The following is a 24,065-nucleotide window of genomic DNA, read 5'->3' as shown; positions in this document are numbered from 1 at the left end:
TCTTTTTCCTTAGTGATTGTGATGTTAAACCTATTTTTATAATTAGGTACGAAAATATACACAATGTGAATATTCACTCAGGATAATAGCATTGTTATTCATAAAATAAACATATAAATTCATATAAAAAAACGCCCCAATGAATTAATCTCAATGAGGCGTTGATGTATCTTAATTCTTAAAACAATCAGCGAACAATAATACCTAACAGAATACCGATAACACCAAAGTCTGCATCACTAAATGTGGTGTTAGCAATACCGATATCTCCAAGTACAGGTAATAGGAATACAGGTAAGAATGTAATCAATAAACCTTGAACAAAAGCACCTAAAATTGCACCGCGACGTCCACCGGTTGCATTACCAAATACCCCTGCGGTGGCGCCCACAAAGAAATGAGGAACAACCCCCGGAATGATCACTGTCCAATCTAAGGCATACAGAATAAACATGCCAATAACACCCGCCGCAAAGCTACTTAAAAAACCGACTAATACGGCATTGGGTGCATAAGGGAATACGACTGGGCAATCTAACGCTGGTTTTGCATTAGGGACTAATTTATCTGAAATACCTTTAAATGCAGGAACAATTTCAGCAATAACCATACGTACACCTTGCAGAATAATATAAACCCCTGCTGCAAAGGTTATCGATTGCATCAATGAGAACATAAACCAGTTTTTACCACCACTGACTTCACGAACAAAAGTATCGCCCGCAAATAAACAGGTAATGATAAAAATAATTCCCATAGTGAAAGCAATGGCAACGGGTGTATCACGTAAAAATAGTAGGCTTTTAGGGACATTCATCTCTTCAGTTGAATGCTCTTTATTACCAAATTTACTGCCGATAAAGCCGGCAACGACATAAGAAATAGTGGAAAAGTGTCCTAATGCAACATCATCAGAGCCAGTAATTTTTTTCATATAAGGATGTGCAATGGCTGGGAAAAATACCATTGAAATCCCAACAACTAATGAACCTACCGCAACTAACACTGTGCCTTCTAAGCCCGCAGTTGCCAAAATAACCGCCACCATCATCGACATAAATAATGTATGGTGACCTGTTAAGAAAATAAATTTCCACGGTGTTAAACGTGCAATTAAGATATTAATCAACATGGCAAAAAACATGATTAATGCCATCTCTTTACCAAAGCTTTTTTGTGCAATAGAGACAATTGCCTCATTATTAGGCACAACGCCTTGAATACCGAATGCATGTTGGAAAATCGTTGAGAAATCACCCAGTGAGTTAATGACAAGACCTGCGCCAGCACCTAAAATCACAAACCCCATAATGGTTTTTACGGTACCTTTAATACATTCTGTAACTGGTTTTTTTTGGGCAATTAAACCAATTAATGCGATCAAACCAACTAAAATAGCAGGCTCTGAAAGCACATCACTCATTAGAAAGCGGAAAAAGTCCATGATAGGCTCCTTATAACGCGCCTAATTCACGTAACGCGACTGAAAGCTTCTCTTTCATCGCTACTTTATCAATCATGTTATCCAGTGAAACAACTTTCCCATTTACTGCTTGTGAATTAAGTTGTTCTGCAATATCACGCGTACCTACATAGATATCACTTGGTGTACCTTTTGCTGACCCCAGATCAACGTGATCAACTTCAGCATTTACAGAAAGATCTTTTAAAATGCTTTTGATGCTCATTTCCATCATTAAGCTACTACCTAAACCATTTCCACACACAACAGTAATTTTCATGATATTCCCCTTGGTAATTTAAATTGTTATTAATAGTTGTTGATAACAGATAAGACATCCACTTTGCTTTTCGCATTAAATAACTTTTGAATATCTGTATCGTTATCAAAAAGTTCGGCTAATTTCATAATGGCATTAATATGGCTGTCGTTATCTGTTGCAGCCAAAACAATCAGTAATTTCACCGGATCGTTTTCGTCTGCACCAAACTCAACCCCTTGCTCAACAATAGTTAAAGCAAGCGAAAGTTGATTAACACCATCTTCGGGGCGCGCATGAGGCATCGCAATCCCAGGACCTAATACATAATATGGCCCTATTTTCTCGTGTGATTTGTAAATTGCATCGATATAACGAGGTTCAATATAGCCTTTATCAATTAATGGCTGACACGCCACTTTTACAGCCTCTCGCCAATCACTAACGTTTGGCACCACTTGCACCATATCCGGTGTTAATAACGTTTTAAGCATATTTATAACCTCGATCAGACTCTCTTTGAGCTTCGTTATTAAGGATAGTAATCATTAATGGTAGCGCTATCTAGATAGATCATTCGTAATTGTGATAGCGCTATCATTTTAATGAAATGTTAATTGCAGAAAATGCCAACTATTGACACTGTATTGTTTCAGCATAATAGGAAGATTTCAGGTAGGATCTGCCGTTAATCAAATAGGTTAAACAAGCATAATTACACATGATCAAAACACGTAAGCGCCGAAATACAGGCCGCGTCACATTACAAGATGTCGCTAAACACGCTGGAGTCGGTTCAATGACCGTTTCGCGTGCATTACGAACCCCTGAACTCGTTTCTGATAAGTTAAGAGAAAAAGTTAATCTAGCCGTAGAAGAACTTGGTTATATTCCTAATGCCTCGGCCGGTGCTTTAGCTTCAGCACAAAGTCATATTATTGCTGTCCTGTTGCCCTCTTTTACAGATAGAGCAAGTGCAGATTTTATGCAATCTTTACAACAAATACTCAATCGCCATCAGTATCAAATTTTAGTTGGTTGCTATGAGCATCAACCTCATAAAGCCAATGATGTGATTAATATGCTATTGCAAAGTAATCCTGCTGCATTAGTTGCTTTTGGTTCACAGCTTAGCCCAACTCATTTTTTACATATCAGTAATGCCAATGTGCCCGTTGTCAGTGTTGCCAGTCAATCAGACGAACAAGCGGCTATTAGTATTGATTGTTCTTATGAGCAAGCCGCATATGATTTAACAAACCATTTAGTCTCCCAAGGAAAGCGTTGTATTGGCTATATTGGTGCGTTACAAGGCCAGCGCCTGCATCATCAGCAAATAACAGGTTGGTCACGCGCATTACTCAAAAATTATTTAAATGCTGAGCAAAGTGTCACTACGCCTGATCCCGCGTCTATGGCATACGGTCGGCAAGCGTTAACAGAAATTTTATTGCGCCAACCTGAACTAGATGCGGTTATTTGTAGTCATGAGAGTATTGCACTAGGTATGATTTTTGAGTGTCAACGTCGATTAATTAAGATCCCACAAGATCTGGCTATCGCGTGTTTAGAAGGCTCAGAAAATAGCGATCAGATCTCCCCTTCTCTCACAACAATTCGTTTTGATTATCACAAAATGGGAAAAGAGGCAGGAAAACATCTGATAGCACTTTTACAACGTTTAAGAGACGAAGATGATAACGCTATATTTGAAGATACCGTTATCAACTATGCATATCGATTTGAGCTAGGACAAAGCACCCCTTAGTCTACGGTTTCTCTACTTTCTAGGCGTGTACTGTTATTACGTGTTAACCAAAGAGAAAGGGCTTTTAATGAATCAGGCGTGAATTCATCACAGCGCTCAGTAATTTCAGAGGGAGTTAGCCAACACACTTCCTCTATTTCTTCTGCTTGTAGTGCGAAAGGTCCATGAGAAACACAACTAAACAAGCTTCCCCAGACACGACAACTTTCATCATCATAATAAAATTGACCATGCTCAGCAAAAGGGACTCCAGCAATACCTAGCTCTTCTTCTGCTTCACGACGCGCACTTTCAAGTAAATTCTCACCTTGTTGAACCACACCACCCGCAGTCGCATCTAACCAACCAGGGTAAAAATCTTTTGTTTCAGTTCGACGCTGCGCCAAGATTTTCCCCATTCCATCATGAACAACGATATAAGTTGCTCTATGTCTTAGGTTTTCAGCTCGCATTTGTTGACGTGTTGCTTGTGCAACGACTTCATTTTTATCATCAACAATATCAACCCATTCAACCAATGCCGTCTTTTCTTGTTCCATCCTCAACAAACCTTTTTTAACCGATACTAAACGATCGTAATTTTTATCCTGAATATACCAAAATCACTATTTTTCACCACTACAATAATCATACGTGACTTATTTTATCCATCTTGCACTTTTTTGCTTTTTATGATGTTAAAAGGCAGACTGTGATTATGTTGTGTATTTAGTGCCTACTTTATTTTGGAGCTTTTATGATTGATTTATATTATGCAGATACCCCAAATGGCCAAAAAATAACGCTTTTTCTTGAAGAAACAGGCATACCTTATCAGTTACATCGCATCGATATTAGTAAAGGCGATCAATTTAAACCTGAATTTTTAGCCATTTCACCCAATAATAAAATTCCCGCAATTATAGATAACTCACCTATTGATGGAGGTGAACCTATCTCTATTTTTGAATCAGGTGCTATTCTTATCTATCTAGCTGAAAAAAGTGGCAAACTACTCAGTCAACATTTACGAGAAAAAACAACGCAACTACAATGGTTGTTTTGGCAAGTAGGTGGATTTGGTCCGATGTTGGGACAAAATCACCACTTCACCCGTTATGCCACAGAAAAAGCCCCTTATGCCATTAAGCGTTATACTGAAGAAACACAGCGTCTATATAGCGTATTAGAGAAACGATTAGCACAGTCACCTTATCTTGGTGGAGAAGAGTACAGCATTGCGGATATCGCTACATATACATGGGCTCGTTTGCACGATCACCACAATATCGATTTAACAAATTATCCAGCAATTGCTAAATGGCTAAACAACATTAATCAGCGTCCAGCAACGAAAAAAATCTTTAGTTAATACAAGCAATTCATATATCAGGATGATATTTATTCTTTATCAAGCAAGCAGATCAGGAGGATTGTGATGAAAATACTTATCACTGGTGGTACAGGATTAATAGGCAAAGCATTAGTTTGTGAGCTAGCACTCGCCAAGAATGATATTACGGTGCTTTCTCGTTCGCCTCAAAAAGTTTATTCGCATTTTTGTAATGAAATCACCTGCTGGACTCAACTCAACGATAAACAGGATCTTAATGAGTTTGATGCCGTCATTAATCTTGCTGGAGAGCCTATTGCTGATAAACGTTGGACACCCTCTCAAAAACAGAAACTGATTAATAGTCGTTGTCATTTAACCCAGAAATTGGTTGATTTGATTAATGCTAGCGACTCCCCACCCGCTGTTTTTATTTCTGGCTCCGCCGTAGGTTTTTATGGTGATCAAGGTGATACTAGAGTCACAGAAGAGACGCCTGCAAATCCTGAATTTACACATGAGCTTTGTGCTAAATGGGAACGCATTGCACTTGAAGCTCAAACACCATTAACTCGAGTTTGCTTGTTGCGTACAGGGATTGTACTTTCAACTCTCGGTGGCGCACTACCTAAAATGAGTAAACCCTTTAAATTAGGATTAGGTGGCAAATTGGGAAGTGGAAAACAATATATGCCGTGGATCCATATTGATGATATGGTCAGTGCAATTATTTTCTTGCTTAATACTCAAGATGCTAAAGGCGCTTTTAACTTAACAGCGCCTAACCCAGTACAAAATAAAGAATTTACTCGCCTATTAGGAAAAGTTTTTAATCGCCCAGCCTTAATGACAGTTCCTGAAAGTGTATTACGTCTAGTGATGGGAGAAAGCGCTACATTGGTGTTAGGCGGGCAACAAGCTATACCTGAAAAATTACTCAGTGCTGGCTTTGAATTTCGTTACCCACACTTAGAAGAGGCATTAAAAGATATTATTACCACAGGAAAATAATCTCTTTTTCTATTCTCAATCAGTTGGAATAAATACTCTAAATAATTCAAGATGCAACGTTGTTGACTACGTTGCATCTTGAAGTATGACGAATATCTTTAGCGAGCAGGTTTATCCCCTTCCCACCGTTGAAATAAATCATCAGGTAAATCAATCTCAAATTGATCAAGCACACGATTAACTGTTTGATTAACAATATCATCAATAGTTTTAGGCTGAAAATAGAAAGCTGGAACTGGTGGCATAATCACTGCACCTATTTCAGATGCTTGTGTCATCAATCGTAAATGCCCTAAATGAAGCGGTGTTTCACGCACACATAAGACTAGTTTACGCCCTTCTTTAAGTACGACATCTGCTGCACGAGTGACTAAGGTATCTGTATAACTATGAACAATACCTGACAAACTTTTGATAGAACAAGGTAATATGACCATTCCATTGACACGAAATGAGCCAGAAGAGATAGATGCACCAATATCACGATCGTCATAAATCACATCCGCTAAAGCATGAATATCTTTTAGCGAATAATCGGTTTCTAATGAAATAGTACGGCGTGCAGCTTGGCTAATCACTAGATGGGTTTCAACTGACGGCACAGATTTTAGTATCTCTAATAAACGTATACCGTAAATTGCACCACTGGCGCCGGTTAGCCCAACTATCAGCTTTTTCATTATAATCCTCAGAATATATATCTTTGTTAATCATTATGATGATTAACCCTCAAAAAACAAGCGTCGATGCAGAACACACTGACATCGACGCTTTATAAGGGAGATATCTTACCGAAAAATTAGCCTTCGTTATAGATTTCCAAATTTTCTATTTCATTCTGATCACGAATTTTATGTTCATCATCACGACGTAGATTTTCTAAATAATCCAAGTAATCTTGGTCGATATCTTTCGTAACATAAACACCATCAAATACAGAGCATTCAAACTGAGTGATATCAGGATTCTCTTCTTGTACCGCAGCGATTAAATCAGTGAGATCTTGGAAAATAAGTCCATCAGCACCAATTAATTTACGAATTTCATCCACTTCACGTCCATGGGCAATAAGCTCATTGGCATTTGGCATATCAATACCATACACATTCGGGAAGCGAACTTCTGGCGCTGCTGAGGCAAAATAGACTTTCTTCGCACCCGCTTCTCTTGCGAGTTCGACGATTTGCTCTGATGTGGTGCCACGTACAATGGAATCATCAATCAACAGAACATTTTTATCACGAAACTCTGCACGATTTGCATTCAGTTTACGTCTCACTGACTTACGACGCTCTTGCTGACCTGGCATAATAAAAGTACGACCAACATAGCGATTCTTGACAAAACCTTGGCGATAAGGTTTGTTGAGAATATGCGCAATTTCTAAGGCTATATCGCAAGATGTTTCAGGAATGGGGATCACAACATCAATGTGTAAATCATCCCACTCTTTGGCAATTTTAGCGCCTAATTTCTGCCCCATACGTAAACGTGCATTATAAACTGAAATTTTATCGATAAACGAATCAGGACGAGCAAAATAAACATACTCAAATAAACAAGGAATTAATTGCGGATTTTCGGCACATTGGCGAGTAAAGAGTTGCCCTTGCTCTGTGATATAAATCGCCTCACCCGGTGCAACATCACGCAAGAATTCAAAACCTAAAGTATCAAGCGCAACACTTTCAGATGCGACCATATATTCATGGCGACCATCTTCTAAGGTGCGTTTACCCAATACTAAAGGACGGATACCAAAGGGATCACGAAAAGCCAGTAAACCATGGCCGATAATCAAAGCAACACAAGCATAAGCACCGCGGAGTTTTTTATGCATTGCCGCAACGGCTGCAAAAATATTATCAGGCTCAAGCGGGAAATGGTCAAAACGGTCTAATTCATATGCCAATACATTGAGCAGGATTTCAGAATCAGAGGTGGTATTGATATGGCGACGCGCTGTTTCAAATAATTGGCGACGTAATAAATGCGCATTGGTTAAATTACCATTATGCGCCAACGTAATACCAAAAGGGGAATTCACATAAAAAGGCTGCGCTTCTGATGCACTAGAACTACCCGCTGTTGGGTAACGGACATGCCCTATCCCGATAGTACCTTTTAAACGCAACATATGACGGGTTTCGAACACATCTTTAACCAGTCCGTTTGCTTTGCGAAGACGGAAACCATTGTTACCGTCTATCGTTGCAATGCCTGCTGCATCTTGACCCCGGTGTTGTAACACCGTTAACGCATCATAAATTGATTGGTTTACTGGATTAGCTCCAGCGATACCGACAATACCGCACATGAATAGATCCTCATCAGCCAGACGGAGAGGTTATATTCTCTCCGACACGAAACTTGACGCATTTTGTAGGTAGTCAAAGAACCACCTAATAATATGGTTGAATTGAGGAATAAGCTCAGAACGTTGCCAATCAGCGCTATCTGCCATAGGCGTAAACGCGCCTAAAACAAAAAGTAATGCTGAAACTATCAGCACGCCTCTTAAAGCCCCGAAACAGACCCCCAATACACGATCTGTACCTGATAACCCTGTGCGTTGAACAAGAGAGCTAATCACATAATTCACAACAGCACCGACAATCAGTGTCGCAATAAATAACGTGACTATTGCAATCCCGTTACGAACCAGCTCATCTTCAAACCGGGTAAAATAGACGGCAAGATAAGGATAAAACTGACTAGCAACAAAGAAACCACAACCCCAGGTGATGAGTGACAATGCTTCACGAACAAAGCCACGGATCAGGCTGACTAATGCGGAAAAACCAATAATGGCAATGATGGCGTAATCTATCCAGACCATAAATTCTTTATCCAATAATGATGCTCCGCATTAATACGGAAGCATTCTAACAGAAAACGAAAACGTTTGCGTAATGCTAATTTTCGCTAATTTCAAAATAATTTACGGCGATATGAAAAATCATAATCGCCGCAATAAGTTAACGCTTTGTTACATTACTCATCTGATGACTCGTTTAGAAAAAATTAAGGCTTATATGCCCTTACCTCACCTTGTAAACCCGTAAGCTCTTTTAAATGAGGCAAAATAGCCTGTAATTCTGACTTAGATGCACTAGGACCAATGTAAATTCGAGTCACTTGTCCTGCAACTGGGCGGGCGGGTATGGTATATACTGGATAACCTGAGAAATGCATTTTCGCAATAATTTCTTCTACCTTCGCCGCATTTTTCAACGCACCTAATTGAACAACCCAAGCTTCGCCTTTCGGTGGCTTAGTTTCTTGCACTGGCGGTGTTGGTGGTTGTACGGGTGGAGTCACCACAGTTGGAGACTCTGGTGTAGGCGTTGGTTGTTGTGGTGGTTCTACTGGTGTAACAGGTACAACAGCGGGTGATTCAGGTGTTGTAACGGTAGATTGCTCAACGCCAGTCACTGCTTCAGAAAGCATACCTTCAGATGCACCTTCTGATGGAGTAGAAGGCACTGAGGTTTGCTCTATCGGGGCGATAGATTCTATTTCTTGCTCATCGCCTGGTTTAGGTACTAAAGGAATAGAGGCGAACTGGTCTTCGTTATATTTCTTATCGCCGTCGAGTAGAGCAGGTAAAAAAATAACTCCTACTGCCACCAATACAACGGCACCGACTAAGCGATTTTGAAATTTACTTGCCACCCACACTCTCCTTTTCCAAAAGTTCCATTATATGTGCGACTGTATGAAATGAGCCACAAACCACAACAATATCATTAGGAGCAGCATCAGAGATTGCTTGTTGCCATGCATTTTCAACACTATCGAATACCATTGGCTTATCAAGATGCTGAGCTAACACCTCAGCAGAAGCACCACGAAACTCATTAAGTGGAGCGACATACCAATGATCAGCTAATGGTGTTAAGCACGCTAATGTTCCTGCAATATCTTTATCACCCAGCATACCAACAACAATACGCATCTGAGTATCAGATTTTTGTGGTAATTGTGATAATTTTTCCGCTAAATATCCTGCAGCATGAGGATTATGAGCCACATCAAAGATAACCAGAGGATGTTGCGAAATTACCTGAAAACGACCCGGTAATTGTGCATGGGACATACCTTCGACAATACTTTGTTCTGTTATTGCTTGGCTGACTTTGTCATCAGATCTGAGCAAGCAACAAATAACTCCCATTGCTGTCGCCGCATTGGCTAGCGGAATATTAGGGATTGGTAACGCATCAAATTCACAGTCAACACAACGCCAATGCCAGTGCTCACCTTCAATAGCAAAAGACCAATCCGTTCCTCGACGGAAAAGCTTAGCGTGTTTTTCATTGGCAACTTGGGCTATGGAATGAGGCATATCCGGTTCACCCACAACAGCGTAGTGATTAGCACGGAAAATACCGGCTTTCTCGTGACCAATATGTTCTCTATCTGCACCTAACCAATCCGTATGATCGAGTGCAATACTAGTGATAGCCGCAATATCTGCATCAACGATATTCGTTGCATCTAATCGGCCACCTAATCCTACCTCAAGAATAACCACATCAAGTTGCGCTTGTTGAAATAGCTTCAGCGCAGCCAGAGTGCCATATTCAAAAAAAGTCAGCGAAATATCGCCTCTAGCTTGTTCAATTTCTGCAAAAACTTCGCAAAAAGCACCTTCGGAAAGTTCTTTGCCTTGAATACGAACGCGTTCTGTATAACGCACAAGATGAGGGGAACTATAAACGCCGACTTTCAATCCTGATGCCATCAAGATTGATTCGAGCATATGACAGGTTGTGCCTTTTCCATTTGTACCTGAGACAGTGATTACCTTAGGTGCAGGACGTAACACATTTAATATTTTTCCTACCTTGCCTACTCGTTCTAACCCCATATCAATAGCGCTGGAGTGTAAATGTTCAAGATAAGAAAGCCACACCGACAAAGGCGATGTGGCTTTAGGAGCAGTTATGATATTAGACATCTTCTTTTTTATTCGTTTCGATGTTAATTTCTGGCTCGTTATCTGTAGATTCAATTTCATCAGCAATCATTTCTTCACTAATGATTTCATCTTCATCTTCGACTAAATCATACTGAGTCAGCTTAGCCAGTAATTCAGCTAGTTCATCACGCATTTCAGGGCGGCGAATAATCATATCAATCGCCCCTTTTTCTAGTAGGAACTCACTACGTTGGAAACCAGCAGGTAGCTTTTCACGTACTGTTTGCTCAATAACTCGAGGACCTGCAAAACCAATCAGTGCTTTAGGTTCAGCAACATTGATATCACCTAACATCGCTAGACTTGCAGAAACGCCCCCCATTGTAGGGTCAGTCATGACAGAAATATAAGGTAAGCCACGTTCCTGCATTTTTGCTAATGCTGCACTGGTTTTTGCCATTTGCATTAATGACATCAGCGCTTCTTGCATACGAGCGCCACCACTTGCAGAGAAGCAAACTAATGGGCAGTTATCTTCTAGTGCTTGTTCAACAGCACGAACAAAACGCGCCCCTACAACAGAAGCCATTGAACCACCCATAAACGCAAACTCAAAGGATGCAGCAACAACTGGCATCTTTTTTAGCGTTCCTTTCATAACAACTAATGCATCTTTTTCTTGCGTTTGTTTTTGAGCAGCGCTAATTCTGTCTTTATATTTTTTAGAGTCGCGGAATTTCAGAATATCTTTAGGTTCTAATTCGCTACCTAATTCTGTTGTGCTTCCTGTATCAAGGAAAGTCTCAAGGCGACGGCGCGCTGAAATGCGCATATGGTGATCACATTTAGGACAAACCTCTAAATTACGCTCTAATTCTGCGCGATAGAGTACCTGTCCACAGCTATCACATTTAGTCCAAACCCCTTCCGGGATATTGGCTTTACGTGAACTTGTGATAGTGCTTTTATTTAGAATTTTTTCAATCCAGCTCATTAACGGACCTTTTCGTCTGAATCTGACCTTCGCCAGTAAAATTATTGTGAGCGTATCAACCACAATGCACTGGCTGTGTGGTTAGCAAAGTTTATGATGATACCGCTTACTGAATTTCAGCGCATCTCTTTATTATGGCTATTCTACGGCAAAAACTAATGATAACTGCTCAAACCTCTTTGCTATCACTTTCTTTCTTCGCTTTTGCGCTCGCTCTGCGATGGCGTATGATCTCAATGACGCCCGGTAAAATAGAAATAACAATAATGGCAACAATTAGCAATTTTAAGTTCTTTTGAACTATATCTAAGTCACCAAAAAAGTATCCCGCATAAGTAAATAGCAGTACCCATGCAATTGCCCCAGTAACATTATAAAAGGCAAAATGACGATATGACATTTTTCCCATTCCTGCAACGAATGGCGCAAAAGTTCGGATAATCGGCACGAATCTTGCCAAAATAATCGCCTTACCACCATGTTTTTCATAAAAAGCATGGGTCTTATCCAGATATTCACGACGGAAAATACGTGAATTAGGCTTACTAAATAGCTTTTCGCCAAAAAGTCGCCCTATAGAATAGTTTACTGCATCACCTAAAATGGCAGCACAAAGTAGCAGTAAAACCATAATATGGACATTAACATCATTGGTTTCTAATGAAGCTAAAGCGCCAGCAACGAATAATAAGGAGTCTCCAGGTAAGAAAGGTGTTACCACAAGCCCTGTTTCACAAAAAACAATTAGAAACAAAATGGCATAGACCCATGTACCATATTGCGCGACAAGCTCTGCTAAATGCGCATCAATATGTAAAATAAAATCAATTAGAAATTTTATCAGATCAACAAATTGCGTTAATATATCCATAAATCCTCAGAGAACTGGGTGTCTTTATGATTGAGATATCTCAATAGGGTTATCCGCTAAAAATAGTGGGCCCATTGCAGGTTTTGGTAATTCAAAATGATCAGGATAATCCACAGAAACTAAATACAATCCATTCGCTTTAGCTGTTGCAGCGGCTTTAGTTCTGTCTTTTAAGGCTAATAATTCAGCCATCCAAGTAATATCCTGATTGCCACACCCTATTTCTAAAAGGCTGCCAACAATATTTCTCACCATATGATGAACAAACGCATTCGCTTTAATGTCCACAACAACATAGTCACCATATCGAGAAACATTGATATGCATAACGTTACGCCATGGCGTTCGCGATTGACATTGAACGGCTCTAAAAGAGGTAAAATCGTTTTCACCCAGTAAACATTGCGCAGCTTGGTGCATACGCTCAGCATCTAAAGGGTAATGAAAATGCGTCACTCCAGATGATAATATAGCGGGACGATAGCGATGATTAAAAATAACATAGCGATAACGTCTTGCCGTTGCACTAAAGCGAGCATGAAAATCATCAGCAACTGTTTTTACCCAACGTACAGCGATATCCGCAGGTAAATGAGTGTTAACTCCCATTGTCCATGCAGGATCTTTGCGGTGCGCAGTTGTTTCAAAATGGACAACTTGTCCCGTTGCATGTACGCCAGCATCAGTTCTTCCCGCACAAAACACAGATATAGGCTCATTAGCCACTTGTGAAAGTGCTTTTTCTAGCCGTTCTTGTACACTGCGCACTTCATTTTGGCGTTGCCAGCCATAATAGCGACTACCATCATATTCAACGCCTAAAGCAATTTTGATTGTTGTGCTTTCAGAAGTAACCGCTGACTCAGTCAAAGGCTGTTCTGCCACTTCAGCACTCACTTGCGCATTCATTAGTAAAACTGCTCCTGCATTAATTGCTCTGCTACTTCAACAGCCATTAATGCCCCGCCAAAGCGCACGTTATCTGCTACTGACCAAAATTGCAAAGCTTCTGGCATACCATAATCATTACGGAAACAGCCTAAATTCAAACTCACATTACCAGATGCATCAGTGACTTGTGTTGGAAAATCATTTTCATCACTGATATTAAGATCTTCACTTTCTTGTAATGCTTCACGTGCTTCATCACTTCCCATTGGGCGTGAGGTTTCTAATTGTACTGACTGTGCATTACCATAGAAAACAGGCGCTTGCAGTGTAGTCACAGAAATTGGCAAGCCTTCATCTTGTAAAATTTTACGAATTTGATCAACCATACGACGCTCTTCTTGTATAGAACCTTCGTCATCAACCATTAAAGGTAAAATATTAAATGCCAATTGCTTATTAAAACGGCCTAATTCAGGAGGAATACCGTTAAGTAAACGAGCACTTTGCCCTGCGAGTTCATCTACGGCTTGTTTCCCAAAACGAGAAACAGACATTAAGTTAGTCACACTAAGGCGCGTTAAACCCGCAGACTCTGTTAGTGGATTAATGGCACGTAATAATTGGCTCACCATGCTATCAGCAATAGAAACAATATTACGCGTACGATATTCCGCTAGCATTGCACTGTTCACACCAGGAACAACCAATGGCACATCCCAATCCATTGCAAAGATGCCACTACAATCAATAACAATACAGCCAGCATCAGCGGCTTGTTGTGCGTATTGCGCACTGATTTCTGTTGGCGCCGCAAAAAAAGCTAATTGAATATCTGCCCATTCGATATTGTAAATACCTTGAACAGCAACACTTTTACTGTTTACACGCACTGATTTTCCAATACTGTCTTCACTTGCGATTGCCGTCAGTTCACCAATGGGAAATTCACGCTCTTGTAGCAGTTCTAAAATCGCTTCACCAACAGCGCCTGTTGCACCAACAACTGCGATATTCCAACCTTCTCCCATAAGATATCCTCCAATACCATAAATTTTAAAAATAATGTTGTGCTTTATTTGCGTGTCGCACTTTTGTATGTAGCACTAAAACCAATCGCACTTAATGTATTGGCCGTGGTTTGGTTATCACAAATTACATGTAGTGAAGACCATTCACGACGTACAGGATAAAGTTTGCGTAATTTATCAAACTCCCCTTTTATACCTGCTACCTTTCGTAATGGCGCATCATCACGACGCACATCATAAACAAGGTGGATCAGTTGTTTTAAAAGTGTTTGTGTTAACTCACCTTGTATTGAAATTATTGAAATAGTCGGTGCTGGCAACAAGGTTGATAATTCAACTTGTTGAGGCTGTCCAATAAAATCACAGTAAGCCTCAAATACTTGTGTTGTACCGCGTGCTTTGCCTTCTAAGGTATAACCCGCAATATGTGGGGTACCTATATCGACTTTATTTAATAATTCAATAGAAAGATCAGGCTCTGGCTCCCAAACATCTAATACCACACGTAAAGATTTACCTTTCTCGAGTACAGACAATAATGCTTGATTATCAACAACCTCGCCACGACTCGCATTAATTAAAATACGTCCTTCAGGTAATTTTTCGAGGTTGCTCTCATTAATTAAATGATAACTTTTGTATGGACCTGATTTATTGAGAGGTGTATGGAAAGTCAGAATGTCCGCTTTTTCTAATAGCGTTTCCAATGAATGAAATTCTTCATTATCACCATTATCTGCTCTAGGTGGATCGCAAAGTAATACATTGACACCCAATGCACGTAAACGTGTAGCTAACCGTCCACCTACATTTCCCACCCCCACAATACCGACGACTTTATCGGTTAATTGGAAGCCATCTTGCTCTGCTAGCATCATCAGTGCCGAAAACACATATTCAACGACCGCAATAGCATTACAGCCTGGGGCTGATGAAAAACCAATTTGTTGCTGTTCTAACCATGAAATATCGACATGATCGAAACCCGCAGTCGCCGTTCCAACAAATTTCACTGGCTTGCCTGATAATAAGGATTTATTGACTTTAGTAATTGATCTCACCATTAAGGCATCAGAATCATTAAGCTCATCAGTAGGTAATGGGCGCCCAGAAACAGCTTTTACCTCACCTAATTGGCGGAAAAGTTGTTCCGCATAAGGCATATTTTCATCAACCAGAATTTTCACGGTGTTATCTCACTGATTTGGTATTTATGTGTGTAAACAATCAATCGAAAAATAAAATTAAGCGGTCTATTTTGCCACTTATTCACCGCAAAGCCTATTATTGACAGTAAAATCCACCTAGATTTTAAGTAAATAAATGAAAAGAAAGCTTAACAATTAGGTAATCGACGAAAACGTTCGGGTGTTGTACCAGCAAATTGTTGAAACATCGCAATAAAAGAAGATGAAGAGCTATATCCAACATCAAATGCAATTTCATTCACACTTTTCCCTTGCTCTAGTAAAGAAATTGCATGTAAAAAGCGTAGACGTTTACGCCATTCACTAAATGACATACCTAATTCTTGTTGGCAACGGCGAGAGAGTGTTCTTTCTGAGGTATAACGTTTTTTAGCCCATTCTTCTAATGAGGTATTATCCGCTGGATCCTGCTCTAATACAGAAAGTATGGGAGCAAGTAATTTATCTTTAGAAGAGGGTAAGTAAGTATGATGTATTGGCGAAACTTTAAGTTGATCAATCAATACTTGGGCTAAGCGAAAATCTTCTTCTGTTTGTGGTTTACACACACCACGATGAAAGAAGTCGGAAAATATGGTTGAAAAAATAGCACTTAATTGGATCAAACAAGGTTTATCTAATAATCCATCACACCAGCTTGGCGCGATATCTAGCACTTTAAAAGAGAGTGTTTTTTTATTGTAACTAGCGTGCCCTATATTTTTTGGGATCCATACACTAAATTCTGGTGGTGCTAAAAACCGCTGTCCTCCGGCTTCTAAATCCATGACACCAGAGATCACATAAAGTAACTGACCAAAGTCATGCTGATGATAAACAAACTCAGTTTCAGCTAATAGTTGCTCATCACGAAATCGGACTGTATCTGGATCAGACAATAACCATTGCATTTTTTGTTGTTCAATTGTCATCGTTATGTTGTTCTCTTGTCATGTTGTCTTTATTGGCCTATCTGTTGTCTGGTTTTCATTATATATATCTAATCAGACAAGCTTACAATAGCAACCTGGTTTAAAAATAGATGTGAGAACAATGAAAAACGCAATATTTCCGCTTTTAGCGGTACTGATCTGGTCCATTAATGCCGTCGTAAATAAAGCAGCTGCGTCTGTTATCGATCCTGCGGCTATCTCTTTTTATCGTTGGTTTCTCGCCTTTTTAATTATGACACCTTTTTTGATTATGCCAGTTTGGCATCATCGTAAAACCGTCAAACAATATTGGTGGAAATTATTTATTCTTGGTGCATTAGGAATGGTGATGTACCAGAGTTTGGCTTATTATGCTGCACATTATGTTAGCGCAACATTTATGGGGATACTAAATTCTCTTATCCCATTATTAACCGTCATTATTAGTATTTTTGTTTTACGTGTTGTACCTACGGTAGGTATTGTTTTAGGCACTGTGCTTTCAATTAGTGGCTTAGTTTGGCTAATTAGCCGTGGCGAACCCTCTCAGTTACTTTCCCAAGGCTTGGGTTATGGTGAATTGATGATGTTTATAGCTTCGGCGTCATACGCTCTTTATGGTGTATTAACAAAACGATGGTCAATCACACTACCTAACTGGCAATCACTTTATGTGCAAATTGGATTTGGTGTTCTGTTATTATTGCCAAACTTCTTTCTTGCCGAAAGTGTTGCATTAACAAAAGATAATATTGGATTGGTTATCTTTGCAGGTATCGGAGCTTCTATTCTTGCACCTTATCTGTGGATTTTAGGTGTGATGAAATTAGGTGCAAACACAACCTCTATTTTTATGAACCTAATGCCATTATTTACTGCAATGATTGCTATCGCACTTCTTGGTGAAGAAATGCATAGTTATCACTTAGTGGGTGGGGGGATTGTGTTACTAGGTGTGCTCTTAGTGCAACAACTTAGAACACCACTAAATTTCCGACGTCAGTCTGCTCAAAAAAAAGCAGATTGTCATCAGGAGATGTGAGTCAATGTCAAAAAGACAACAATAAAAAATGCCGGCTAAATTCTTAGCCGGTCACATTCATAATGTTCGGTTTAATAAATAAAACTGACACAAGAAATCAAAGTATAAAATATAAAGTAATACAAGTATCCGTAGCAAACATTACCAACTTTTATATTAAATAGCTTCTACTTATTCATAATAAAATAATCCAGATCAATTTTTTACAGCTCTTTTTGTCCTATTAGCCCTTTCTATTAACCTAACTTCATATAAAACAAAACATTTAGTGATTTTAGTTACAATAAAATCAAACGATTGAAATAAAACACAATTGACTTTATTTAATCATTTAAAACAATTAGTTATAAAAAAACCATCTATTTTTTAGAATAATAAAAATAAGTAACTATTAGAAAGGCTTTTTAAAGATTATTTATATAATCTTTTTTAAATATTTTTTTATGCGAAAAGTATCTTTATTAGAATAATAATTTATTTTAACTTGTGATTTTAAAATAAAAAGGCAGACTCCATTAAAATGAAGCCTGCTTTTTTAATAAGAAAGTATAAGTATAACCAACTAATTTTTATATTTACTCATGACTAATGAAGCATTAGTACCACCAAAACCAAAGCTATTTGACATTACAGTCTCCAACTTCTGTTCTGTTGGCTGAGTAATGATATTCATACCTTGTGCTTTATCGTCTAATTCTTCAATATTAATGCTTGGTGCAATAAAACCGTGCTCTAACATCAATAAGCTATAAATTGCTTCATGTACACCAGCCGCACCTAATGAGTGGCCAGTCATCGCTTTAGTGGCTGAAATAGCTGGTGTATGTGTACCAAATACTTCAGTGATAGCTTCCAACTCTTTTAAATCACCCACTGGCGTTGAAGTACCATGTGTATTGATGTAATCAACTTTCTCAACATCTTGCATTGCCATTTGCATACAACGCACAGCACCTTCACCTGAAGGAGCAACCATATCTGCGCCATCGGAAGTTGCACCATAACCCACAACTTCAGCATAAATATGTGCGCCACGCGCTAATGCGTGCTCTAACTCTTCAACAACCACAATACCGCCACCACCAGCAATAACAAAACCATCACGGTTTTTATCGTAAGTACGGGAAGCTTTACTTGGTGTGTCGTTATATTTGGTTGAAAGTGCGCCCATTGCGTCAAATTCGCAGGTCATTTCCCAACTTAACTCTTCGCCACCACCTGCAAACACAACGTCTTGTTTGCCTAATTGGATAAGCTCAACGGCGTGACCAATACAGTGTGCTGATGTTGAACAAGCAGAACTGATTGAATAGTTAACGCCTTTAATTTTAAAAGGTGTTGCTAAACACGCTGAAACACCCGATGCCATTGCACGAGTCACCATATAAGGACCTACGCCACGTAGACCTTTTGCTCTCATGCCATCAGAACCTTGAACCTGATTACGTGGAGAACCACCACCAGACCCTACGACTAAACCTGAACGAATATTAGAAACTTGGTCTTCACTCAGACCTGAATCTGCTATCGCTTCTTGCATAGATAAATAGGCATAAACCGATGCGTCGCTCATAAAACGGCGGATTTTACGGTCAATAAGACCTTCAGTATCAAGCTTAACGTTGCCCCAAATGTGGCTACGAAGCCCCATCTCTTTAAATTCTTCTGAGAAAGTTATCCCGGAACGACCTTCTTTTAAAGAATCCAGCACTTCTTTCTGGTTATTACCAATGCTCGAAACAATACCCAGACCCGTGATCACTGCGCGCTTCATTCATACCTCTTTACAATAATAGTTGTAGCTGCGGGATTTCTGAGTAGCACTTTAGCGTACAGTTGTACGCCGAACAAGTCCGATCAGGATCTTTTTTACAAAAATAGAGATAGGCTGATAAAACACTTTTCCCTTTAAGGCTGGTACAGACTACCTAACGGCGCTAAGATATCTGTTAATTTTTTCGAGAAATACAGGCAGTTCCGTGAATAATAGCCCGATAAATACCGCGTCTTTAAGTTGGAATGAACTTGGTACACCTATCTCTGAGCAATTTGGCGATATTTACTTTTCAAACCAAGACGGTCTAGAAGAAACTCGACATGTGTTCTTACATGGAAATCATTTTCCATCACGTTTCGGTACACATGTACGCTCTGAATGTATTATCGCAGAAACAGGTTTTGGTACTGGGCTTAATTTTTTAACACTATGGCAAGCTTTCGAGCAATTTAGACAAGCATCGCCTGACTCTTGTTTAAAACGTCTTCATTATGTAAGTTTTGAGAAATTTCCTCTTACAAAAAGTGACTTACAATCTGCGCATGGTCATTGGCCTGAACTCGAAAAATATTCACAAGCGCTTTGTTCTCAATGGCCATTAGCTATTGCGGGTTGCCACCGCATTATCCTTGCTGATGGGACAATTACACTGGATTTATGGTTTGGTGATATCAACATCTTGTTACCGCAAACTCGCCAAGCATTACATAACAAAGTGGATGCATGGTTCTTAGATGGTTTTGCTCCTTCGAAAAACCCACAGATGTGGAGTGAAACGCTCTTCCAATCAATGGCTGACTCAATGAGAGAAAACGGCACATTTGCAACATTTACCGCTGCCGGGATTGTCAAACGAGGTTTACAACGTGTTGGTTTTGAGATAACTAAAATCAAAGGATTTGGGCAAAAAAGAGAGATGCTGACAGGTGTATTCCCTCATTCTCCCACCCCTGAATATCTACCTTATTATGCACGGCCTCATGCAACACAAGCACAAGATATCGCTATTATAGGCGGGGGTATTGCTAGCACCTTTATCGCACTTTCTTGCTTAAGAAGAGGCGCCAATGTCACCTTATATTGTGAAGATAAACAACCTGCAACTAATGCCTCAGGCAATCGACAAGGCGTGTTATATCCATTACTCAATGGCAAATCCGATGAACTAGAGCAATTTTTTACAACCGCATTTCTATTCGCTCATCGCACTTATGACAATCTGAGTAAAGCAGGCATTCCTTTTTCACATCAATGGTCTGGTGTTGCTCAGGTTATTTATAACGAGAAAGTTCGTAAAAAAGCACAGAGAATTATGGATAATTCCATACCTTTTGCTCAAATAGCGTGTTACCTCAATGAAGATGAAGTTAATAAAATCAGCGGAATAGATATTAATTGTGATGCATTGTTTTATCCACAAGCCGGCTGGCTTTCCCCGACTGAGCTCACAATCAATACATTAAAATATGCTGAAAAATTAGGCTTAACGTTGCGCTTTAATCATCAAGTCACTCAAATAAGTGCACAGGATACATCTTGGTGCTTAGATGTTGTTCATCATGATGGAGAGAGTACGATACATCTTCAATCACAACATGATTGCGTTATTTTGGCAAATGGCCATAGAATTATAGACTTTACTCAAAGTGCCAAATTACCCATTAGCGCAGTCAGAGGCCAAGTTAGTCATATTCCAACAACAAAAACATTATCAAAGCTAAAAACCGTTCTTTGTTATGATGGCTATTTTACACCGGTTGATAACCAAGATAATTTGCATTGTGTAGGGGCAAGCTTTCGTCGCGATCGCTTAGATTTAGCTATCTCAACTCAAGAGCAAGAAAACAACCAAGCTCATCTTATACAGTGTTTAGCCAAAGCACCTTGGGTTAAAGAAGTTGATTTTAGCCAAAATAAAGCGCGAATAGGTATTCGTTGTACTATTCGCGATCACCTACCGTTATTAGGTGAAGTGCCTGATTTTGAAAAATTGCGAGTAGCATACACGCATTTAGATAGATTTAAGCGTAGAAGACAAACTCCCGCTTTAGCGCCTGCTTATCATCAACTTTATATTATCAGTGCATTAGGCTCTCGTGGATTATGTTCAGCACCTTTATCCGCCGAAATTCTTGCAAGCCAAATTTTTGATGAACCTTTTCCAGTTGAAGATAATGTGTTGAATGCCTTACACCCTAATCGTTTTTGGGTAAGAGCATTACTGCGAGGAAAATCAATTGAAGTGAAATAAAGGTATAAGCAGCCGGCCTTGGTTGCTTAGCTCGCATATTTTTACTTTTTACTCCACTCATTGTGAGATCAGACATCATCGCATCAAAAGAGAAACTAAACCTCAAACTTCATTGCACAGCGCATTTCTTTTACAAAACCCCCACTTTCAACTTCATCATCTAAGATTTCTTGCAAAGAATGAGGAATTTCGTTTTCAGGTAAAATAGAAAAACCTAAACGTTGATAATACGGTGCATTCCAAGGAACATGGCGAAATGTTGTCAACGTAACAGCATCAAACTTATGTAGTTTGGCTTCATCTTTTACTTTTTGAATAAGTAATTTACCAATTCCTCTATTTTGCCAGTCTTGACTCACTGAGAGTTCATGAATAAATAAACTTTCTGGTAATGGCTTCGTCATAATAAAACCGACGGGATCATTCTCACTATTAACAGCTACCCAATGCCCTTTATGGTTAATAAAGAGTAAATGTTTTTCAACGCTTTGTACGCCACTTTCGCTTATCCAACTTAAATCTTCTAAGGTGCTAAATAATTGCCCTGCTGATTGCTCGATAATAGGTAATTTAATTGCATCATCAATTTGTGTGGGGCGAAGAGTAATATCGTTATTTTTTATTTTGGTTTGTGTTGTTGTCATAGAGATTTCCAGTGATGTTCTTATTCTTTAGTGAATTAAATACGTTAAAAAAGCCACCCGATTGGATGGCTTATAATTGCATTGGATAGCTTTTTACTCTTTGAATACCTTACTTTTTAGGTAATATACCGTAAGATTGAAATTTACCACTCTCTTCCATAAAATGGTTGTAATACTTGTTGTCTTCTACCGAGTCTTTCACCACTCTATTAGCATACGTGCTAGAGACAGCAAGTGTCGCCTTATAAAGTTTATCTTTTAATGCGTTATGGATCTTTGGATCATCACTTTCTTGAATTTGATTTAATAATGACACTAGCTCTTCTGCATCGGCTTGAATATCAGGATCAGTAAATTCTGCTGTCGGTAACATATAGTCTAAATCAAGGTTAACAGAATCGTTATACTCATCTTCTTGAGTAAACGGAGCTAAATCTTTACTGTATTCCGCTGAAATATATTTAACAAATTCAGGTTTATCAAAGCATTTATTTTTTATACTACCGTCATTATTTTTATTACGAGTACGGATCTCATTAGGAAATGGCTCACCTAAAGCATAAGTACACTGAAAAACATTACCGTCAATTAATGTGGCATTAGTGCTACGCACTGGAAGTTCAAATTCATAGCCATTAATAATAACGGGGTAATCAACAGGTTTAAATTGGTTTGTTTTTCCCTTTACGGCATAAACTTCAGAAAGGGTGTAATACATGAAATTATCAGGATTTAATATGCCACCGTTATTATGATCATAAACCATAAATCGAGCATTATTACCGGCGCTATCTGTTAAATTATGTTCACCTGGAGACAGCGTTATGTAACCATTTTTACCCGGCTCAACCTGATATTCTTTACCATCAACGTTAAAACTAATGACTTTCTCGCTTGGATTACTGTAATAAAACTTATTCTTTTTATTATCTAAATCAAATTGATCACAAGCAGATAAAAATAAAACAGCACTAGTCAGTAGGCCTATTTTAAAGAAATTTTTCATCGTATCGTTATCCTTATCATAAATATTCTATGCAAATCATTTGCATCCCGAGAAACATTCCTAAAAAACATTTAAAAGTAATTTTACAGAAATGGCAAGGAGTTACAAAAGATAGCACTATTATGCTTAATCAATGAGAGATACATCGACTTTGAAAAATCAAATAAAAACAATTGATAAATAGTGAGGATCAATTTTTGTATAAAAACCAGTCTAATTCAACAGCAAATATCCTAAATATAACTTAAGTGTCATTATTTTAATGAGATTTTAAGAAAGAAAAAACAACCGATTTATGCCGGTTGTTCTCTTAATCGACATGCCAAATTAATTAATTGAGTTAACTAAATCATGCCATGTAGATAAAACTAACGCTTGATCTGGAGGTGAAAGTTCACCTGCTTTTATCGCCTTTTGAATGCTCTCTTCTACACGCGCTCTTAACGCTTCTAACTGTGTGTTATTTTCTTGCTCTAGTTCAGCAATAGCTAGTGTAATATGACCTTGTAAATACCCACCTGCAAATAACTCATCGTCAGTGGCATGTTCAACACGGCTATCAATTTTATCTAATAAGTACGCTTCATACTCAGAAAGCATTATTTATCCTCAATATATAATGTTGCTATCTTTTATATTTACCTTGTATTAGCAAAGCATAAATACGTGTGTTCCAGCAACCTTACTACTTCAGACTCCACCCTAT

At 38.9% G+C, this 24,065-nt stretch carries 24 protein-coding genes; 5 read left to right on the top strand and 19 right to left on the bottom strand.

The window, feature by feature from the left end:
• Window positions 1-187: 187 nt before the first annotated feature.
• From CUB63_RS00635 to CUB63_RS00625, 3 genes are read right to left on the bottom strand one after another with little or no spacing between them, the layout of a single operon-like run.
• Window positions 188-1,444 (bottom strand): PTS ascorbate transporter subunit IIC, encoded by a 1,257-nt coding sequence (locus CUB63_RS00635; RefSeq protein ID WP_006533327.1) that lies wholly within the window; start codon window positions 1,442-1,444, stop codon window positions 188-190.
• A gap of 10 nt (window positions 1,445-1,454) precedes the next feature.
• Complete coding sequence (locus tag CUB63_RS00630) at window positions 1,455-1,742, bottom strand: PTS sugar transporter subunit IIB (RefSeq protein WP_069367973.1); 288 nt, start codon at window positions 1,740-1,742, stop codon at window positions 1,455-1,457.
• A 29-nt stretch (window positions 1,743-1,771) separates the two neighbouring features.
• Window positions 1,772-2,215, bottom strand: a complete 444-nt coding sequence (locus tag CUB63_RS00625; protein ID WP_006533329.1) for a PTS sugar transporter subunit IIA — start codon at window positions 2,213-2,215, stop codon at window positions 1,772-1,774.
• A gap of 227 nt (window positions 2,216-2,442) precedes the next feature.
• Between CUB63_RS00625 and CUB63_RS00620 the strand changes: the two genes are divergently transcribed.
• Window positions 2,443-3,489 carry a LacI family DNA-binding transcriptional regulator gene (locus CUB63_RS00620; protein ID WP_006533330.1) on the top strand — a complete coding sequence of 349 codons (1,047 nt, stop codon included), beginning with the start codon at window positions 2,443-2,445 and terminating at the stop codon, window positions 3,487-3,489.
• On the opposite strand, the gene yfcD is transcribed toward CUB63_RS00620, so the two are convergent.
• On the bottom strand, window positions 3,486-4,028 hold the full coding sequence (gene yfcD / locus CUB63_RS00615; RefSeq protein ID WP_072063189.1) for an NUDIX hydrolase YfcD: 543 nt from the start codon (window positions 4,026-4,028) through the stop codon (window positions 3,486-3,488). The genes CUB63_RS00620 and yfcD overlap by 4 nt on opposite strands.
• Window positions 4,029-4,225: 197 nt before the next feature.
• Between yfcD and CUB63_RS00610 the strand changes: the two genes are divergently transcribed.
• A complete protein-coding gene (locus CUB63_RS00610; protein ID WP_109847240.1) occupies window positions 4,226-4,840 on the top strand; it encodes a glutathione binding-like protein in 615 nt (204 codons plus the stop codon).
• A gap of 66 nt (window positions 4,841-4,906) precedes the next feature.
• A complete protein-coding gene (locus tag CUB63_RS00605; RefSeq protein WP_006533334.1) occupies window positions 4,907-5,812 on the top strand; it encodes a TIGR01777 family oxidoreductase in 906 nt (301 codons plus the stop codon).
• Window positions 5,813-5,910: 98 nt separating this feature from the next.
• Here CUB63_RS00605 and CUB63_RS00600 read toward each other — a convergent pair whose 3' ends face one another.
• From CUB63_RS00600 to CUB63_RS00550, 11 genes are all read right to left on the bottom strand, one after another.
• Entirely contained in the window at window positions 5,911-6,492 is a 582-nt protein-coding gene (locus tag CUB63_RS00600) for a UbiX family flavin prenyltransferase (protein ID WP_109847239.1), read from the bottom strand.
• A gap of 119 nt (window positions 6,493-6,611) precedes the next feature.
• Window positions 6,612-8,129, bottom strand: a complete 1,518-nt coding sequence (purF, locus tag CUB63_RS00595; protein ID WP_109847238.1) for an amidophosphoribosyltransferase — start codon at window positions 8,127-8,129, stop codon at window positions 6,612-6,614.
• Window positions 8,130-8,159: 30 nt separating this feature from the next.
• Window positions 8,160-8,651, bottom strand: coding sequence for a colicin V production protein (gene cvpA, locus CUB63_RS00590; protein WP_023581692.1), 492 nt, complete (start codon window positions 8,649-8,651; stop codon window positions 8,160-8,162).
• Window positions 8,652-8,836: 185 nt separating this feature from the next.
• On the bottom strand, window positions 8,837-9,487 hold the full coding sequence (dedD, locus tag CUB63_RS00585) for a cell division protein DedD (RefSeq protein ID WP_006533341.1): 651 nt from the start codon (window positions 9,485-9,487) through the stop codon (window positions 8,837-8,839).
• Complete coding sequence (gene folC / locus CUB63_RS00580) at window positions 9,477-10,775, bottom strand: bifunctional tetrahydrofolate synthase/dihydrofolate synthase (RefSeq protein ID WP_006533342.1); 1,299 nt, start codon at window positions 10,773-10,775, stop codon at window positions 9,477-9,479. The genes dedD and folC overlap by 11 nt, the downstream gene beginning before the upstream one ends.
• Entirely contained in the window at window positions 10,768-11,730 is a 963-nt protein-coding gene (gene accD, locus CUB63_RS00575) for an acetyl-CoA carboxylase, carboxyltransferase subunit beta (protein WP_072063195.1), read from the bottom strand. Before accD ends, folC begins: the two co-directional genes overlap by 8 nt.
• Window positions 11,731-11,899: 169 nt before the next feature.
• A complete protein-coding gene (locus tag CUB63_RS00570; protein ID WP_109399883.1) occupies window positions 11,900-12,601 on the bottom strand; it encodes a DedA family protein in 702 nt (233 codons plus the stop codon).
• A gap of 24 nt (window positions 12,602-12,625) precedes the next feature.
• Window positions 12,626-13,510 (bottom strand): tRNA pseudouridine(38-40) synthase TruA, encoded by an 885-nt coding sequence (gene truA / locus CUB63_RS00565; protein WP_006533347.1) that lies wholly within the window; start codon window positions 13,508-13,510, stop codon window positions 12,626-12,628.
• Window positions 13,510-14,520 carry an aspartate-semialdehyde dehydrogenase gene (locus CUB63_RS00560; RefSeq protein WP_109847237.1) on the bottom strand — a complete coding sequence of 337 codons (1,011 nt, stop codon included), beginning with the start codon at window positions 14,518-14,520 and terminating at the stop codon, window positions 13,510-13,512. The genes truA and CUB63_RS00560 overlap by 1 nt, the downstream gene beginning before the upstream one ends.
• A 44-nt stretch (window positions 14,521-14,564) precedes the next feature.
• The gene (pdxB, locus tag CUB63_RS00555) at window positions 14,565-15,707 is read right to left on the bottom strand and encodes a 4-phosphoerythronate dehydrogenase PdxB (protein WP_109847236.1); all 1,143 of its coding nucleotides are present in this window, start codon (window positions 15,705-15,707) and stop codon (window positions 14,565-14,567) included.
• Between the two features lie 149 nt (window positions 15,708-15,856).
• A complete protein-coding gene (locus tag CUB63_RS00550; protein ID WP_072063200.1) occupies window positions 15,857-16,639 on the bottom strand; it encodes an AraC family transcriptional regulator in 783 nt (260 codons plus the stop codon).
• A 121-nt stretch (window positions 16,640-16,760) separates the two neighbouring features.
• Here CUB63_RS00550 and CUB63_RS00545 point away from each other — a divergent pair, with 121 nt between their 5' ends.
• Window positions 16,761-17,681: a DMT family transporter gene (locus CUB63_RS00545; RefSeq protein WP_072063201.1), complete on the top strand. Its 921-nt coding sequence runs from the start codon at window positions 16,761-16,763 to the stop codon at window positions 17,679-17,681.
• 562 nt (window positions 17,682-18,243) lie between these two features.
• On the opposite strand, the gene fabB is transcribed toward CUB63_RS00545, so the two are convergent.
• Complete coding sequence (gene fabB, locus CUB63_RS00540) at window positions 18,244-19,455, bottom strand: beta-ketoacyl-ACP synthase I (RefSeq protein WP_006533354.1); 1,212 nt, start codon at window positions 19,453-19,455, stop codon at window positions 18,244-18,246.
• A 205-nt stretch (window positions 19,456-19,660) separates the two neighbouring features.
• On the opposite strand from fabB, the gene mnmC reads away from it, so the two are divergent.
• Window positions 19,661-21,709 (top strand): bifunctional tRNA (5-methylaminomethyl-2-thiouridine)(34)-methyltransferase MnmC2/FAD-dependent 5-carboxymethylaminomethyl-2-thiouridine(34) oxidoreductase MnmC1, encoded by a 2,049-nt coding sequence (gene mnmC / locus CUB63_RS00535; RefSeq protein ID WP_109399881.1) that lies wholly within the window; start codon window positions 19,661-19,663, stop codon window positions 21,707-21,709.
• Window positions 21,710-21,804: 95 nt separating this feature from the next.
• Here the strand turns inward: mnmC and CUB63_RS00530 are convergent, their stop codons facing one another.
• From CUB63_RS00530 to CUB63_RS00520, 3 genes are all read right to left on the bottom strand, one after another.
• The gene (locus CUB63_RS00530) at window positions 21,805-22,353 is read right to left on the bottom strand and encodes a GNAT family N-acetyltransferase (RefSeq protein WP_109399880.1); all 549 of its coding nucleotides are present in this window, start codon (window positions 22,351-22,353) and stop codon (window positions 21,805-21,807) included.
• Between the two features lie 109 nt (window positions 22,354-22,462).
• Window positions 22,463-23,359: a hypothetical protein gene (locus CUB63_RS00525; protein WP_006533358.1), complete on the bottom strand. Its 897-nt coding sequence runs from the start codon at window positions 23,357-23,359 to the stop codon at window positions 22,463-22,465.
• A gap of 327 nt (window positions 23,360-23,686) precedes the next feature.
• Window positions 23,687-23,959: a YfcL family protein gene (locus CUB63_RS00520; RefSeq protein ID WP_006533359.1), complete on the bottom strand. Its 273-nt coding sequence runs from the start codon at window positions 23,957-23,959 to the stop codon at window positions 23,687-23,689.
• Window positions 23,960-24,065: the final 106 nt, after the last annotated feature.

It is taken from the genome of Proteus penneri (genome assembly GCF_003144535.1).
In the GTDB taxonomy this organism is placed as follows: Bacteria; Pseudomonadota; Gammaproteobacteria; order Enterobacterales; family Enterobacteriaceae; genus Proteus; species Proteus penneri.
This window is presented reverse-complemented; position numbering and strand designations above follow the sequence as displayed.

Bases quoted from the DNA above. Each gene is read 5' to 3' on its own strand.
- CUB63_RS00635 (WP_006533327.1), bottom strand. From the start codon at position 1,444: ATGGACTTTTTCCGCTTTCTAATGAGTGATGTGCTTTCAGAGCCTGCT.
- CUB63_RS00630 (WP_069367973.1), bottom strand. From the start codon at position 1,742: ATGAAAATTACTGTTGTGTGTGGAAATGGTTTAGGTAGTAGCTTAATG.
- CUB63_RS00625 (WP_006533329.1), bottom strand. From the start codon at position 2,215: ATGCTTAAAACGTTATTAACACCGGATATGGTGCAAGTGGTGCCAAAC.
- CUB63_RS00620 (WP_006533330.1), top strand. From the start codon at position 2,443: ATGATCAAAACACGTAAGCGCCGAAATACAGGCCGCGTCACATTACAA.
- yfcD (WP_072063189.1), bottom strand. From the start codon at position 4,028: ATGGAACAAGAAAAGACGGCATTGGTTGAATGGGTTGATATTGTTGAT.
- CUB63_RS00610 (WP_109847240.1), top strand. From the start codon at position 4,226: ATGATTGATTTATATTATGCAGATACCCCAAATGGCCAAAAAATAACG.
- CUB63_RS00605 (WP_006533334.1), top strand. From the start codon at position 4,907: ATGAAAATACTTATCACTGGTGGTACAGGATTAATAGGCAAAGCATTA.
- CUB63_RS00600 (WP_109847239.1), bottom strand. From the start codon at position 6,492: ATGAAAAAGCTGATAGTTGGGCTAACCGGCGCCAGTGGTGCAATTTAC.
- purF (WP_109847238.1), bottom strand. From the start codon at position 8,129: ATGTGCGGTATTGTCGGTATCGCTGGAGCTAATCCAGTAAACCAATCA.
- cvpA (WP_023581692.1), bottom strand. From the start codon at position 8,651: ATGGTCTGGATAGATTACGCCATCATTGCCATTATTGGTTTTTCCGCA.
- folC (WP_006533342.1), bottom strand. From the start codon at position 10,775: ATGTCTAATATCATAACTGCTCCTAAAGCCACATCGCCTTTGTCGGTG.
- accD (WP_072063195.1), bottom strand. From the start codon at position 11,730: ATGAGCTGGATTGAAAAAATTCTAAATAAAAGCACTATCACAAGTTCA.
- CUB63_RS00570 (WP_109399883.1), bottom strand. From the start codon at position 12,601: ATGGATATATTAACGCAATTTGTTGATCTGATAAAATTTCTAATTGAT.
- truA (WP_006533347.1), bottom strand. From the start codon at position 13,510: ATGAATGCGCAAGTGAGTGCTGAAGTGGCAGAACAGCCTTTGACTGAG.
- CUB63_RS00560 (WP_109847237.1), bottom strand. From the start codon at position 14,520: ATGGGAGAAGGTTGGAATATCGCAGTTGTTGGTGCAACAGGCGCTGTT.
- CUB63_RS00550 (WP_072063200.1), bottom strand. From the start codon at position 16,639: ATGACAATTGAACAACAAAAAATGCAATGGTTATTGTCTGATCCAGAT.
- CUB63_RS00545 (WP_072063201.1), top strand. From the start codon at position 16,761: ATGAAAAACGCAATATTTCCGCTTTTAGCGGTACTGATCTGGTCCATT.
- fabB (WP_006533354.1), bottom strand. From the start codon at position 19,455: ATGAAGCGCGCAGTGATCACGGGTCTGGGTATTGTTTCGAGCATTGGT.
- CUB63_RS00530 (WP_109399880.1), bottom strand. From the start codon at position 22,353: ATGACAACAACACAAACCAAAATAAAAAATAACGATATTACTCTTCGC.
- CUB63_RS00525 (WP_006533358.1), bottom strand. From the start codon at position 23,359: ATGAAAAATTTCTTTAAAATAGGCCTACTGACTAGTGCTGTTTTATTT.
- CUB63_RS00520 (WP_006533359.1), bottom strand. From the start codon at position 23,959: ATGCTTTCTGAGTATGAAGCGTACTTATTAGATAAAATTGATAGCCGT.